The 14,404-nt window shown below is 61.0% G+C and carries 12 protein-coding genes and 1 tRNA gene; 10 read left to right on the plus strand and 3 right to left on the minus strand.

From position 1 onward, the window contains the following. Positions 1-54: 54 nt before the first annotated feature. Together AC1DLT_RS11010 and serA are read left to right on the plus strand one after the other, a co-directional pair. The gene (locus AC1DLT_RS11010) at positions 55-1,233 is read left to right on the plus strand and encodes a phosphoserine transaminase (protein WP_477486746.1); all 1,179 of its coding nucleotides are present in this window, start codon (positions 55-57) and stop codon (positions 1,231-1,233) included. An 82-nt stretch (positions 1,234-1,315) separates the two neighbouring features. Continuing rightward, complete coding sequence (gene serA / locus AC1DLT_RS11015) at positions 1,316-2,911, plus strand: phosphoglycerate dehydrogenase (protein ID WP_247032217.1); 1,596 nt, start codon at positions 1,316-1,318, stop codon at positions 2,909-2,911. Positions 2,912-3,003: 92 nt separating this feature from the next. Here the strand turns inward: serA and AC1DLT_RS11020 are convergent, their stop codons facing one another. Next, positions 3,004-3,900: an alanine--tRNA ligase-related protein gene (locus AC1DLT_RS11020; protein WP_477486747.1), complete on the minus strand. Its 897-nt coding sequence runs from the start codon at positions 3,898-3,900 to the stop codon at positions 3,004-3,006. 6 nt (positions 3,901-3,906) lie between these two features. Here AC1DLT_RS11020 and AC1DLT_RS11025 point away from each other — a divergent pair, with 6 nt between their 5' ends. Both AC1DLT_RS11025 and AC1DLT_RS11030 read left to right on the plus strand, forming a co-directional pair. After that, complete coding sequence (locus AC1DLT_RS11025) at positions 3,907-4,086, plus strand: hypothetical protein (RefSeq protein WP_477486748.1); 180 nt, start codon at positions 3,907-3,909, stop codon at positions 4,084-4,086. 68 nt (positions 4,087-4,154) lie between these two features. Next, positions 4,155-5,204 (plus strand): Tim44 domain-containing protein, encoded by a 1,050-nt coding sequence (locus AC1DLT_RS11030; RefSeq protein ID WP_477483136.1) that lies wholly within the window; start codon positions 4,155-4,157, stop codon positions 5,202-5,204. On the opposite strand, the gene AC1DLT_RS11035 is transcribed toward AC1DLT_RS11030, so the two are convergent. Further along, positions 5,201-5,620, minus strand: coding sequence for a DUF1810 domain-containing protein (locus AC1DLT_RS11035; RefSeq protein ID WP_247135832.1), 420 nt, complete (start codon positions 5,618-5,620; stop codon positions 5,201-5,203). The genes AC1DLT_RS11030 and AC1DLT_RS11035 overlap by 4 nt on opposite strands. A gap of 119 nt (positions 5,621-5,739) precedes the next feature. Here AC1DLT_RS11035 and AC1DLT_RS11040 point away from each other — a divergent pair, with 119 nt between their 5' ends. The 6 genes from AC1DLT_RS11040 (at position 5,740) to AC1DLT_RS11065 (ending at position 13,942) form a co-directional block, all read left to right on the plus strand. Continuing rightward, entirely contained in the window at positions 5,740-6,861 is a 1,122-nt protein-coding gene (locus AC1DLT_RS11040; protein WP_247032225.1) for a mechanosensitive ion channel family protein, read from the plus strand. Positions 6,862-6,928: 67 nt separating this feature from the next. Further along, positions 6,929-7,207 carry a hypothetical protein gene (locus tag AC1DLT_RS11045; RefSeq protein ID WP_477486749.1) on the plus strand — a complete coding sequence of 93 codons (279 nt, stop codon included), beginning with the start codon at positions 6,929-6,931 and terminating at the stop codon, positions 7,205-7,207. Positions 7,208-7,351: 144 nt separating this feature from the next. After that, on the plus strand, positions 7,352-8,548 hold the full coding sequence (gene mnmA / locus AC1DLT_RS11050; protein WP_477486750.1) for a tRNA 2-thiouridine(34) synthase MnmA: 1,197 nt from the start codon (positions 7,352-7,354) through the stop codon (positions 8,546-8,548). Between the two features lie 135 nt (positions 8,549-8,683). Beyond that, a tRNA-Met gene (locus AC1DLT_RS11055) sits at positions 8,684-8,760 on the plus strand. 509 nt (positions 8,761-9,269) lie between these two features. After that, complete coding sequence (locus AC1DLT_RS11060; protein ID WP_477486751.1) at positions 9,270-13,310, plus strand: Pls/PosA family non-ribosomal peptide synthetase; 4,041 nt, start codon at positions 9,270-9,272, stop codon at positions 13,308-13,310. A gap of 77 nt (positions 13,311-13,387) precedes the next feature. Then, a complete protein-coding gene (locus AC1DLT_RS11065; RefSeq protein WP_477486921.1) occupies positions 13,388-13,942 on the plus strand; it encodes a 4'-phosphopantetheinyl transferase superfamily protein in 555 nt (184 codons plus the stop codon). 183 nt (positions 13,943-14,125) lie between these two features. Here AC1DLT_RS11065 and AC1DLT_RS11070 read toward each other — a convergent pair whose 3' ends face one another. Beyond that, complete coding sequence (locus tag AC1DLT_RS11070; RefSeq protein ID WP_038544821.1) at positions 14,126-14,338, minus strand: hypothetical protein; 213 nt, start codon at positions 14,336-14,338, stop codon at positions 14,126-14,128. Between the last annotated feature and the right edge of the window lie 66 nt (positions 14,339-14,404).

Here is a 14,404-nt window from a genome sequence, read left to right on the forward strand (position 1 = left end):
AGCGGCGGGACACCTCTCCCCAACGAGAGGCCATCTATCTGGAAGGATAGCCATATGGCAAACGCCGCAAAACCGGACCTGCGTCCGAACAATACCCACTTTTCTTCTGGCCCTTGCTCGAAGCGCCCCGGTTGGTCGCTCGAAGCGCTTTCCGATGCTCCGCTCGGTCGTTCGCACCGTGCCAAGGTCGGCAAGGCAAAGCTCAAGCAGGCCATCGACCTCACCCGTGAAATTTTGGGCGTGCCGGCGGATTACCGCATCGGCATCGTGCCGGCCTCCGATACCGGCGCCGTCGAAATGGCGCTCTGGTCGCTGCTCGGCGAGCGCGGCGTCGACATGCTGTCCTGGGAAAGCTTTGGCGCCGGCTGGGTCACCGACGTCGTCAAGCAGCTGAAGCTCAAGGACGTGCGCAAGATCGAAGCCGGCTACGGCCTGCTTCCGGACCTTTCCACGGTCGATTTCGACCGCGACGTGGTCTTCACCTGGAACGGCACAACCTCCGGCGTCCGCGTTCCGAACGCCGACTTCATCCCGGCAGACCGCAAGGGCCTGACCATCTGCGACGCCACCTCGGCGGCTTTTGCGCAGGACATGGACTTTGCCAAGCTCGACGTCGTCACCTTCTCCTGGCAGAAGGTTCTGGGCGGCGAGGGCGGTCACGGCATGCTGATCCTCAGCCCTCGCGCTGTCGAGCGCCTGCAGACCTACGTGCCTGCCTGGCCGCTGCCGAAGATCTTCCGCCTCACCTCTGGCGGCAAGCTGATCGAAGGCATCTTCGTCGGCGAGACGATCAACACGCCGTCGATGCTCTGCGTCGAGGACTATATCGATGCGCTCAACTGGGCAAAATCGGTCGGCAGCCTTGACGGCCTGATCGCCCGTGCCGATGCCAACGCCAAGGTCATCCACGATTTCGTGGCCGCCAATGGCTGGATCGACAACCTCGCCGTCGACCCGGCGACGCGCTCCAACACCTCCGTCTGCCTGAAGATCGCCGACGCGGATGTCGCCGCTCTCGATGCCGACGCGCAGGAAGCCTTTGCCAAGGGCATGGTGTCGATCCTCGAAAAGGAAGGCGTCGCGCTTGACATCGGTGCCTATCGCGATGCGCCGTCCGGCCTTCGCATCTGGGCGGGCGCCACGATCGAAGAAGCCGACATGAAAGCTCTGATGCCCTGGCTCACCTACGCTTTCGAAACGCAGAAGGCTGCGCTTTCCAAGGCCGCCGCCTAAAGCAAGTCGCGTATCCGGCTCCGCTGATGAAGCGGAGCCCATTTCCTCATTCACGACAGAAACTTTTTCAGGAGGCCCACTGATGGCACCTCGCGTTCTCGTATCCGACGAACTGTCGGAAACCGCCGTCCAGATCTTTCGCGATCGCGGCGTCGAAGTCGATTTCCAGCCGAAGCTCGGCAAGGACAAGGAAAAACTTGCCGAGATCATCGGCAATTATGACGGCCTTGCGATCCGTTCCGCCACCAAGGCGACCGAAAAGCTGATCGCAGCCGCGACCAATCTCAAGGTCATCGGCCGCGCCGGCATCGGCGTCGACAATGTCGATATCCCGGCCGCCTCGCGGCGCGGCATCATCGTCATGAATACGCCGTTCGGCAACTCGATCACCACGGCCGAGCACGCCATCGCCCTGATGTTCGCCGTTGCCCGACAGCTTCCGGCAGCCGATGCCTCGACCCAGGCCGGCAAGTGGGAAAAGTCGCGCTTCATGGGCGTCGAGATCACCGGCAAGACGCTCGGCGTCATCGGCGCCGGCAATATCGGCGGCATTGTCTGCAAGAAGGCGATCGGCATCGGCATGCATGTTCTTGCCTATGACCCCTTCCTGTCGGCCGAGCGCGCCGAGGAAATGGGCGTCACCAAGGTCGAGCTCGACGAGCTTCTGGCCCACGCCGATTTCATCACCCTGCATGTGCCGATGACCGACAAGACCCGCGGCATCCTCGGCAAGGAAGCGCTTGCCAAGACCAAGCCGGGCGTTCGGATCATCAACTGCGCCCGTGGCGGCCTCGTCGATGAGGCAGCGCTTGCCGAAGCCATCAAGTCCGGCCATGTCGCCGGTGCTGGCTTCGACGTGTTCGAAGTCGAGCCCGCCACCGAAAGCCCGCTGTTCGGCCTCGAAAACGTCGTCTGCACCCCGCATCTCGGTGCATCGACCACGGAAGCGCAGGAAAACGTCGCGCTGCAGGTCGCCGAGCAGATGTCAGATTACCTGATCAAAGGCGCCGTTTCGAACGCGATCAACATGCCGTCGATCACGGCGGAAGAAGCGCCGCGCCTGAAGCCCTTCATCCGGCTTGCCGACGTGCTCGGCGCATTCGTCGGCCAGGTCACCGAGGATGCGATCAAGGAAATCGAGATCCTCTATGACGGCTCGACCGCCGGCATGAACACCAAGGCGCTGACCAGTGCACTGCTCGCCGGTCTCATCCGCAGCCAGGTCTCCGACGTCAACATGGTTTCGGCGCCGATCATGATCAAGGAAAAGGGCATCATCCTGTCCGAAGCCAAGCGCGACAAGTCGGGCGTCTTCGACGGCTATATCAAGCTGACTGTCACCACCGACACGATGACCCGTTCGGTTGCCGGCACTGTCTTCTCCGACGGCAAGCCGCGCTTCATCCAGATCAAGGGCATCAACCTCGATGCGGATGTCGGCGCCAACATGGTCTACATCGCCAATACCGACGTCCCCGGCATGATCGGCTTCATCGGCACGACGCTCGGCAATGCCGGCGTCAACATCGCCAACTTCCATCTCGGCCGCGACAAGGAAGGCGGCGATGCGATCGCTCTCCTTTATGTCGATGGTCCGGTTCCAGCCGACGTGCTGGCGAAACTGACCGCCAATCCGGCAGTCCGCCAGGCCAAGCCGCTGGCGTTCAACGTCGACTAAGGTCGCCGAAGCTGTCCACGACTGCCATGGTCGTGAGGGTTTTCCGAACACAACGAGGGCCTCCGGCAAACACCGCCGGAGGCCTTCGTCGTTTATCCGTCCGGCATATCCTGCATATCGGAGAGCTCGATGCCATGGGTGTCGAACCACCACTCTGGGCTCATGCCGGGATGCCTTTCCCGCAGGTGGAGATATCTGGCCCGAAGCCGGTCCTGGCGCTCGCCCTCCTCGATGAAGAAGGGATGGTCGAGCGTGTCGCCCATCCGATGCAGGCGTCGAAGCAGTTTGCGCAGGACGTAACCCTGTTCCTTGTTTCCCGGATGGTAGCCGCTTTCGATGATCTTCATGATCGCACTGCCGAGCGTTTCGCGCACATCTTCCGGCGGCGTGCAGTTGATGAGCATGTCGAGACGATCGGCGCCGAAGCCGACATCGATGCAGGTTCCGAGCGGATTGACGATATTTCCGATTTCCACCCCATCCTTGTAGAACTCGGTACTGTATCCTGTAATGCTGCCATCGCTCCAGGTACATTCCGGATCGGGGACGATCGGAAGGCGTCCGCGGTAAAGCGGCGTCCAGTCGGTGAGGCGATCCGGATGGATGGTGACGTGATCCGGCACAAGACCGAGCGTCGCCAAGAACTCGAGCCAGAAATCGATGGCACCGCCAACACTCATCTCCCGGAAGGAGAAGAGGCCGAGCATGGTGAAGTGAAGGAAGTGGGTTCCGTCTCCGATTTCATCCAGATCGCCCAGGCGCAGGCATGCCTGGCTGTTTGCAACGGTTCCCTCATGGGAAGGATCGGAGAAGAGGGGTTTGTACCGCTGCATGCCAGCGCTGCAGAAGAGCGTGGTGGCGTCATGTGGCCTTACGGATTCAAAGGTTTCGAAATCGATGCCCTTTGAAAGGCAGAAGTCTTGATAGTGCCGGATCAGGCGTCCCGCGGTGTCATAGGCAACCTCCTTTACGTTTGTGTGCCTGGCCAAAAGGTAATGGCATTCCGCATGCCGCGCAATGCGGGATGGAAGGGCAATCTCTCGGCGCAAGAAGGCCCGCGCCGGGATGTCGCAGGTCAATATGAAAACTACACCCTTGAGCTGTATTTTTGGAGCTTGGCTCCCGTTTCAAACTTGGTTATCTACTTCGACGGGAAAAATGGATGGCGGATCTAAAATCCGGAACCATCCGTCGCTATATAAACCGGGAACACCGCGATAGAGCGGTTTATGAGGAGATAATGATGTTATCGAAGCTTCGGCGTTTCAAGAACCTGTTCGCGATCCTGGCGATCGGGATGGCGGTTTCCTTGACCGCCGTGGATTTGGCTGAGGCGCGCCGCGCCAGCGGCGGCGGTTTTGGCAGCCGCGGCACGCGCACATTCTCGGCTCCGGCGACCACCAATACCGCGCCTACGGCGCCGACCGGCATCAACCGGTCGATGACGCCCAACACGCAGCAGAACGCCACGACGCCACAGAACGGCTTTGGCCAGCAGGCAGCGCAGCAGCCGCGTCGCGGCCTCTTCGGTGGCATGTTCGGCGGCCTGCTCGGCGGTCTCGCCCTTGGCGGCCTGATCGGCATGTTCATGGGTACCGGTTTCGGCGGCATGGCCGGCATGCTTGGCATGTTGCTGCAGATCGCGCTGATCGGCGGTCTCGCCATGCTGGCTTTCCGTTGGTTCGCCCGCCGTCAGCAGACGGCCGGCGGCCCGGCAGGGGGCATGAACACCGGTTTTGGCCAGCAGCGCAACGCCTATGATGCGCCGAGCCAGAACACCTCGTCCTTCCAGATCCCGAAGATCGGGTCGCTGGGTGGCAGCGGGCAGGGCGGTTTTGGCGGCGGCCAAAATGCCGCTCCGCGTCAGGCCGGTCCGGAAACCGACGAGATCGGCATCACCAACCGCGACCTCGACCAGTTCGAGAAGCTGTTGACCAACGTCCAGTCTGCCTATGGCGAAGAGGACTATGCCAAGCTGCGCAGCCTCACCACGCCGGAGGCGATGTCCTATCTGGCGGAAGAACTCGGCGAGAACGCTACCAAAGGCGTCAAGAACGAGGTGAAGGACGTGAAGCTGCTGCAGGGCGACCTCGCCGAAGCCTGGCGCGAAAACGGCCAGGACTATGCGACCGTCGCGATGCGCTATTCGAGCGTCGACTACATGAAGGACCGCAAGACCGGCGCAGTCGCCGAAGGCGATCCGAACGCGGTGACCGAAACCGTCGAAGTCTGGACCTTCGTGCGCAAGCCCGCCAACGACTGGCAGCTCTCGGCGATCCAGGCGGCCGCCTAACTTCGAAGCAGCGCGACGGTCTTTTCGTCACGCTCGCCATCAAAGAACTGCGAAAGGGCTTTGCCGAAAGGCGAGCCCTTTTTGCTGACGGCCTCGAACAGCGTCATCGAACTCTTGAATTTGATATCGTCCGGCGAGCCGAGGATCACGTGTGCCGAAAGATCCGGATGGGACAGCATCGCTTCGGTGCATTCGGTGAGCCGGGGTCCCAGCAGGGGATGTTCGAGATAGGCTGTCGCCTCGGCTCTCGAGCCGATCGCGAAGCGCTGGGACATGATCGAGAAGCCAAGCCCCTCCACCTGCGGAAAGATGTACCACATCCAGTGGGAGCGCTTTTTGCCATCGCGCAGCTCGCCGATGACGCGCCCATAGACCGGCGCTTGCGCGTCGACAAAGCGCATGAGGTCGAATTGCATTGTCTCTCCGTCCTGATCGCCCTGTTGCCACAAATCACCCCAGGCCAAGAAGACTCTCAAATCATGAAATTTTTGCGGCCGCTCTTTCCGATGTTGCATCGCACCCTAGCTGAGGAGGTATGGAACGCTTCATTCAGGAATTCCGGAATGATACGGCCTGGCTGCCGGACTGGCTTGTCAGCTGCGGTGTCATGGCCGTTGCATTTCTGATCGGGCTTGCGATCCAGCGTTTTGGATTTCGCTTTCTGACGCGGCTGGTCGAGAACAAGGACCTGTTCTGGCGGTCGCTGGTATCGCGTACGCGGCGGCCGATGCGGTTGGCGATCCTCACCTGGACGCTGTCGCTCGGCGCGACCATTGCCCCGCTGAGTGCCGGGCAGGCGGAGGTGATACGTCACCTGCTGCTGCTCGGCTTCATCATCGTCGTCGGCTGGATGGTGAAGATCGCCCTGCATGTATGGATGATCGTCTATCTGCGCCGCTTCAAGCTCGATGCGGAAGACAATCTGCTCGCCCGCACCCATGTCACCCAGTCGCGGATCGCCGAGCGGATCGCGAGCTTCATGATCGTGGCGATCACCATCGCCGCGATGCTGATGACCTTCCCGGCCGTGCAGCAATACGGCGTCAGCCTGCTCGCATCGGCCGGGGTCGCCGGCGTCGTGCTGGGCCTTGCTCTGCAGCCGGTGCTGAAGAACATCTTTGCCGGCATCCAGCTCGCCATCACCCAGCCGATCCGCATCGACGACGCGCTGATCGTGGAGGGCGAATGGGGCAATGTCGAGGAGATCACCTCCACCTATGTGGTGGTAAAACTGTGGGACTGGCGGCGGATGATCCTGCCGCTCAGCTATTTCATGGAAAAGCCGTTCCAGAACTGGACGCGCGACAGTACGGCGCTGATCGGCACGGTGATGATCTATCTCGACTATTCGGTTCCGGTGAGTGCGGTGCGCCGCAAGGTCGAGGAAATTGCCGCAGCGTCAAAACTCTGGGACAAGCGGGTGGTGGCCGTGCAGGTGACGGATTTTCGGGAAAATGTCATGGAGATCCGCATTCTCGTCTCGGCCTCCAATGCGCCGAGAACCTTCGATCTCAGATGCGAGGTCCGCGAGAAGATCATCGATTTCATCCAGCGCGAATATCCCGCCAGCCTGCCGCGGGTGCGGGCGGAAGGTGCGGCCAGCAGCGTCAGGACAGCTGCCGGGAAGGCGGTACGGCATGGCGTGCTGCAGTCTTGAATTGCGGCCTTGACCGTTTGTTCATGCCGGCGGCCTAGAATAGCCGATCTGAGCGCGGAGATGGGCGATGGTACTGAACTGGGCGATCTTCCTAGGCGGCATCGGATACCTGACCTATGCGGTAGCCTCGGCAATGGCCGGGCAGGAAATTTTCCTGTTCGGCGACGGCGGCCTGTTCCTGCGTTATGCGGAGCACGGCACCCTTGTCAGGCTCTATTTCGGCCTTATCGCCATCTGCACCCTGTTTGCCGGCATCTTCGTCGTCGGCAGCCTTGTGCCGGAAACGGAGTTCGGGCGGATGACCAGGAGCCTGTGGGCCTGGCTTGAAAAACTGCCCGGCCGATGAGCCGATTCGCGCACCTCCTTGCGCAGGCCACAAATCCTTTCTATATCCGGCAACAATTGCCTTCGACGGCCGATCCCGCCGCAGGTCTTCAACACGCCGCTTCTATCATCTGGACGGGTGGCTTCGAGATACCGAGAGAGTTCCGTGAACACGCTGGATTTTGACAAGAGGCCGGAAGACACACGTGTCGTCGTTGCCATGTCGGGGGGAGTGGATTCCTCCGTCGTCGCAGGTCTGCTCAAACGCCAGGGTTATGACGTGCTCGGCATCACGCTGCAGCTCTATGACCATGGGGCGGCCGTGCACCGCGCCGGCTCGTGCTGCGCCGGCCAGGACATCGACGACGCGCGCCGTGTTTCCGAAACCCTCGGAATCCCGCATTACGTGCTCGATTACGAGAAGCGGTTCCGTGAAACGGTGATCAACCCGTTCGCCGAAGCCTATGCGATGGGCGAGACGCCGATCCCCTGCGTTGCCTGCAACCAGACGGTCAAGTTCGCCGATCTGTTGGCGACGGCCAAAGAACTGGGGGCTGATGCGCTGGCCACCGGCCACTATATCCGCTCGTCCGCCAATCCGTCGCCGGGCAATCCGAACCGCCGCGCGCTGTTCCGTCCGATCGACAGCGATCGCGACCAGAGCTGGTTCCTGTTCGCAACGACCCAGGAGCAGATCGACTACCTGCGCTTCCCGCTCGGCGGCATGTCGAAGGCGCAGGTGCGCGAGCTTGCCGAGGAGATGGGCCTTGTTGTCGCCAAGAAGGCCGACAGCCAGGACATCTGTTTCGTGCCGCAGGGCAAATATGCCGATATCATCAGCAAGGTGAAGCCGAACGCGGCACTCGCCGGCGATATCGTGCATATGGACGGGCGCGTGCTCGGCCGCCACGAAGGCATCGTGCATTATACGATCGGCCAGCGTCGCGGCATCGGCATCGCCACCGGCGATCCGCTCTACGTCGTTTATCTCGATGCCCGCTCGCGCCGGGTGATCGTCGGGCCGAAGGAAGCGCTCGATACCCATCGCGTCTATCTGCGCGACGTCAACTGGATCGGCGACGGTGCGCTTGGCGAGGATACCAAGGGCGGATTTGCCTGTTTCGCCAAGGTGCGATCGACCCGTCCGCCGACGCCGGCGGTCCTGCATTCCGACGAACACGGCGTCTATGTCGATCTGGCGATCGGCGAGGCCGGTGTCGCGCCAGGCCAGGCGTGTGTGCTCTATTCGGCCGAAGGTGCGGATGCGCGCGTCTATGGCGGCGGTTTCATCGAGCGTTCGGAACGCGCAGTCGAAGCCGAAATCGCCCTGAAGGCTCTGCTTTCGACACCCGTCGCTGCCTGAAACGTGCACTAACCGGGGCTCACGAAATTGCCGTCGGTTTTTGCCCAGACCCTGCTTGACACTTTGGTGACGGGGGACTTATAAGCCGCACGACCAAAGCGGAACCGGCCACGCCGGAACTTCCGCAGTCCCTGTGGCGGGGTAGCTCAGTTGGTGAGAGCGCAGGATTCATAACCCTGAGGTCGGCAGTTCAATTCTGCCTCCCGCTACCATTCAGTCCACCGAAACCAGTCTCAAGGCGCATTCTCGGAATAGTGTCGACATTTCCGCGGTTGGCGGATATCTCAGGCCTGCGGCGTCTGGGGTTCCGCGATTTCCTCGTCTCAGTCTCTGCTTGCGACCAGCCATGTCTTCGGCGCGGGAGAAGTGGCGAAACTCAGGGAGAACTTCCGGTCCCGGCTCGTGCAACACAGCGAACGTCTCAACCGGCGGGCGCTGGCGGGCAAGGCCCCGATCTTCACTTGCGCAACATCTGTCTGCTGGGCGGCAGTCTCAGTCCAGGGAGCGCTCTTGACGCAGTTCGTTTCATAGCAGTGGGACCTGCTTTGACGCGCCCAACAAAGCTGCTTTTCTTTTCACGAAATCTCGCGTAAGGCGCGCGAAGCTAACAATGACGACGGCCGCAAACTGTACGCCGGCGCCACAGGCGATCCCTGCATCGGCAAGGAAGCGAGATCGCCAACGTCACGTCGCTGGATACAGTACAAGCAGGATATTAGACATGAACGACGCGGGGATCCATGTGCGCGGTCTCAATTCGGGCCATTCGGAGGTGACGGAGCGCGGTGCGGTGCCGCAGATCCTATGTGGCCCTGATCCACGGAACGTTTCCCTGCCGGGCGAACGGCTCTCCAGCCTGTTCGAGCGCTGTGCCGAGCGCTACGGCGCGATGCCAGCCGTTATAGACGGCGGGCGCATGTGGACCTACATTGAAATTGACGCTGAGGCGAACCGCCTTGCGCGCTTACTCGCCCTGCGCGGCGTCAAGCCCGGAGACCGGGTAGCCCTGCTGCTCGAGCGGTCGGCCGAGACGTATATAGCGATCCTCGCTGTCATGAAGTTAGGGGCGGCCTTCGTACCGCTTGCAGCTGCCTTCCCCGAAGAGCGCATGTCTTTGATTATCGAGGACGCTGATGTTCGTTTCGTCGTCACAATGGCCGAGCATGTGGCGCGCGCGGCGGCGCTTTCCGTTCCACATATCGTGATTGCGGCCAACTGTCCGGAGACCGCCCGTCAATCGGACAGCCCGCTCGATATCGTCGGATCCGACGACGATATCTGCTATATCCTCTATACATCCGGGACGACCGGCCGACCCAAGGGCGTGGCGGTGCGCCACCAAAGCATCTGCAATTTCGTTGACGTTGCCGCCGCAGCATATGGCTATCGGCCGGGCGACCGTGTCTATCAGGGCATGACGATCGCCTTCGACTTCTCCACCGAAGAGATCTGGGTGCCATTTGTCGCCGGTGCCACGATCGTCCCCGCGCCCGGCCGCATGACGCTGGTAGGCGAGGAACTCGGCGACTTCCTTCGCGCGAACGCCATTACCTGCATGGCCTGCTCGCCGACGCTGCTGTCGTCCTTGGAAAGCGATGTGCCGAGCTTGCACACCATACTCGTGGGCGGCGAAGCCTGTCCGCAGAATCTCGTGACCCGCTGGTCGAAACCGGGCCGCCGCATCCTTAATACATACGGCCCGACTGAAGCGACGGTGACCGCGACCATGGGCTACCTGACGCCCGAGCGCCGCGTGACCATCGGGTCGCCGCTGCCCTCTTATTCTATCGTGATCCTTGATGCCGAAGCGCCGCGATTGGCGGCGGCCGGGGACCTTGGAGAAATCGGCATTGCCGGCATCGGCCTTGCGGTCGGCTACCTCAATCGGCCGGATCTGACGGCACAGAAATTCATTCCTGACTTTCTCGATCTGCCTAATAATCCCTCAAAACGCATCTACCGTACCGGCGATCTCGGCTGCATAAACACAGACGGCGAAATCGAATATCACGGCCGAATCGATACACAGGTGAAGATTCGCGGCTATCGCATCGAGCTGGGTGAAATCGAGACGGCCTTGCTCGACCAGCCCGATATAGCGCAGGCCGCCGTCACCACTTGGGAGGTCGAGCCCGGCCGCCTGGAGCTGGTCGGTTATTATGCGCTAAAATCCGGTACCGGAACTCTTTCTCGCGCCCATCTTGCTAAAGAACTGCGCCGGCGCCTACCGGAGTACATGGTACCCTCATTCCTTGAGGAGCTTGCGGCATTGCCAATGACAGTCTCCGATAAGGTGGATACGGGGAGGCTGCCAAAGCCGATGGGCCTCCGGGTCAGCACAGGGCGCAAGGAAGTCCTCCCCTCCACCGATGACGAGAGCTATCTGGTGGTGGCGCTGGGCGAAGTGCTGATGATGGATGACATCTCCGTTGAGGATCATTTTTTTGATGATCTCGGCGCAAACTCATTGCTGATGGCGCGCTTCTGTGCCCGTCTGCGTGCACGCCAGGAGTGGTCAGGCACTTCGATGCGGGACATCTATCTCAATCCGACCGTCGCCGCTCTGGCGCGACACCTGCGCGGCCCTGAGGACAAGGCGATACCCGTGGAGGAGCCTGTCCTCAATCACCGCGCTTCGAACCTCGCCTACTGGACCAGCGGCGCCGCGCAGATCGCCTTTTATTGCCTCTTCGGCTATTTCGATCTTTGGATGCTGAACTATGGGCTCAACTGGGTCTATGACATGCTCGACGACCCGGTTCAGCTCTACCTGCGCTGCGCGATGTTGTCGGCAGCGGTTTTTTTCGGTATGTCAGGCTTTGCCGTTGCGATGAAGTGGCTGCTCATCGGCCGCTGGAAAGCAGAGAGCTTTCCGATTTGGGGTCTTCGCTACTACCGCTTCTGGGTGGTCAAAACGCTCATACGTTCGGCGCCGGTCGTCCTCTTTCGCGGCAGCCCGCTCTACAACCTCTATCTTCGCTTGCTCGGTGCCCGTCTCGGTCGCAACGCTACCATCGAGTCCCGCACGATCCCGGTCTGCACCGACCTGATCTCCATCGGGGACAACGCCATACTGCGCAAGGAATCCATGATTCTCGGCTATCGCGCTCAGGCCGGCTATATTCATACGGGATCGATTTCCATCGGCCGCGACGCCTTCGTCGGCGTAGGTTCGGTGATTGATATTGATACATCCGTTGGGGAGCGAGCACAGCTCGGCCATGCGTCCTCGCTGCAGCGAGGAGAGCACATTCCAGACGATGCCCACTGGCACGGATCCCCGGCGATACCGACCACGGCGGATTACTGCAAAGCCCCGACCCTTAGCCTTTCGAAGACGCGACGCTTTAGTTACGAGGCTGTACAGCTCATCACACTTTTCGCTGTCGTCACCCCGTTCCCCCTGTGGTTCCACAGCTACTGGCAAAATGTCAGCGACGACTATCAGGAGTCTATCGGTATCGTCGCCGTCGGCACGACCGCGACGCTCTTTGCTCTCACCAGCGCGCTGCTTTTCGTCGCGCTCGTGCTGCCGCGCCTGTTCAGTTTAATGCTGAAGCCCGGGCGCACCTACCGACTCTATGGCTTTCATTTCTGGTTGCAGTCTATCGTCGAGGCTTCCACCAATGCTCGCTTTCTCAACCTGATATTCGGCGACAGCTCCGCCATCGTCCACTACATGCGGGCACTTGGCTGGAACCTTAACAAGGTGGTGCAAACCGGCTCGAACTTCGGCAGCAATCAGCAGCAGGACAATCCGCTGTTCTGCGAGATCGGTTCCGGAACGATGGTTTCGGACGGTCTCTACATGATCAACGTCCACAAGTCGGCTTCTGCTTTCAGGCTGGAGCACACCAAGGTCGGCGAGCGCAATTACTTCGGGAACAACATCTTCTATCCGCCGGATAGCCGGACCGGGGATAACGTGCTGCTTGGCACAAAAGTAATGGTACCAATCGATGGACCGTTACGCGAAAACGTGGGCCTGCTCGGTTCGCCGCCTTTCGAGATCCCCCGAATTGTCAAGCGCGATAAAGAACTCATTCAAGGTGTCAGCGACGCCGAACGCCGCGGCTGTCTCCCGCACAAGAACAGGCACAATCTCACGACCGCCCTGATGTTTATCGCCACGCAATGGACAGTGTTGTTCATTACATTGGCGATTTGGGACCGGGCGCTGAACTATTACACCGAGTGGGCGCAGATGGCTCTGTTCGTCGCGGTCGTACTGACGGCAGCGTTTGCCATTCCGTTCCATATCTTCTTGGAGTGGGCGAGCCTGCGCTTCCGAAAGCTTCAGCCGCAGATGAATACCATCTACGATGTTGCCTTCTGGCGTCACGAGCGTCACTGGAAGCTATCGGATTCGCCGGTTGTGCAGCTCTTCGCCGGCACGCCGTTCCGTCCAATGATACTGCGAGCGTTAGGGGTCAAGATTGGCAGGCGCGTCTACGATGGCGGCGCGAACCTGACAGAAAGATCGCTGGTGGAGATCGGCGACGACGCGACGCTCAACGAAGGCTGCGTCATCCAGGCGCACTCGCTGGAGGAAGGCGCGTTCAAGTCGGATTTCATCCGCATCGGCAACGGCTGCACCCTCGGCCCCGCGGCCTTCATTCATTACGGCGTAACGATGGGAGATGGAGCACTCGCCGACGTTGATTGCTTTGTGATGAAAGGCGAAATCCTTCAGCCGAACTCGATCTGGCGCGGCAACCCCGCAAAGCCTGGCGGTTTTCTCAAGTCGGTTGCGGGCAAATGAACGGCGGAGCGGCAGAAGCTGCGCTATTGACGGAGATGAAGCGGCTTGCCCCGCCGACTGTCCGGCTCGGTTGTCGCATGATCGGCCCAAATGACGAAGCCTTGCTCCTGCCTGACGAAGTGGCCGCCATTACCTCCAGGCAACCTGCGGCCCGGCGAGCGAGCGGTACCGCCCGCTCGCTTGTCCGATGTCTACTGGCGCTTGAAGATGCGGAAGCCCCCATAGGGCGTTCCCCCGCCGGAGCACCGCTCTGGCCCCGGGGCTTCGTCGGTTCTCTCGCGCATGATGCGGAAATGGCGGTCGCAGCCATTGCCAGAAGCGTTCACGTGCCCTCGCTCGGCATTGATGTCGAGCCGGCCGAACCGCTGCCGGACGACATTGCAGCCCTCGTACTAACTTCCGGGGATGTCCTCTCGGGGGTCGAAGCGCGTTTCGCGACGCGCGTCCTCTACAGCGCGAAGGAGGCGGCCTACAAAGCCGCGTATCCGCTGGATGGGGAGGTTCTGGGTTATGAGCATATAAATGTCGATCTTGCTCGCCGCGAGGCCGTGACCGCAGGCGGCCGCAGGATGCGGCTGTCCTTTTGCACGTTGCCTCGTGTTGTCGTCCTTGCCGCTGCGGTAAACGGTTAGCGGCAGGCGACGCCGGGGTCCCTGAATGTCTATCTCACCAAGCTCGCTCGTTTAGGCGGTTAGCCAAGGGTATCGGTTGGCACGAAAGGGCCGCCGCCTTATGGGGCTATAAGGTTCCGCTGGGAGTTGCGACCGGAACTGTGCAATGACAGGTTCCGGCCGCCGGCCCGCCCTGGGTAATGGTCAGTTTAAGGAACGAGACGCGGCGAGCAAGCCCGCGGCCTCGGCAAGTTTCTCCGGATCTTTAAGCCCGCGGCAGTAGAGATCGTACACGATGGGCGCGACCGCTTCCGCACTACGTTCCGAGCTTTCGGCCGCGACAATGACTGCGTGTCTGAGGAGAGAAATGTCTCCCATCGTCATTGCGCGAGCTGGGAAAGGATTGTGATATGTCATATCCACCTCCTTTGAAGGGGCAACTATAGGTGATGGGAGATGCCCTTTCCACAGATATTGCCAAAC

It is taken from the genome of Neorhizobium sp. 05N33, from assembly GCF_056397445.1.

Coding starts and splice junctions, on each gene's coding strand:
- AC1DLT_RS11010 (WP_477486746.1), top strand. CDS start 55: ATGGCAAACGCCGCAAAACCGGACCTGCGTCCGAACAATACCCACTTT.
- serA (WP_247032217.1), top strand. CDS start 1,316: ATGGCACCTCGCGTTCTCGTATCCGACGAACTGTCGGAAACCGCCGTC.
- AC1DLT_RS11025 (WP_477486748.1), top strand. CDS start 3,907: ATGGCATTCCGCATGCCGCGCAATGCGGGATGGAAGGGCAATCTCTCG.
- AC1DLT_RS11030 (WP_477483136.1), top strand. CDS start 4,155: ATGTTATCGAAGCTTCGGCGTTTCAAGAACCTGTTCGCGATCCTGGCG.
- AC1DLT_RS11035 (WP_247135832.1), bottom strand. CDS start 5,620: ATGCAATTCGACCTCATGCGCTTTGTCGACGCGCAAGCGCCGGTCTAT.
- AC1DLT_RS11040 (WP_247032225.1), top strand. CDS start 5,740: ATGGAACGCTTCATTCAGGAATTCCGGAATGATACGGCCTGGCTGCCG.
- AC1DLT_RS11045 (WP_477486749.1), top strand. CDS start 6,929: ATGGTACTGAACTGGGCGATCTTCCTAGGCGGCATCGGATACCTGACC.
- AC1DLT_RS11060 (WP_477486751.1), top strand. CDS start 9,270: ATGAACGACGCGGGGATCCATGTGCGCGGTCTCAATTCGGGCCATTCG.
- AC1DLT_RS11065 (WP_477486921.1), top strand. CDS start 13,388: ATGATCGGCCCAAATGACGAAGCCTTGCTCCTGCCTGACGAAGTGGCC.
- AC1DLT_RS11070 (WP_038544821.1), bottom strand. CDS start 14,338: ATGACATATCACAATCCTTTCCCAGCTCGCGCAATGACGATGGGAGAC.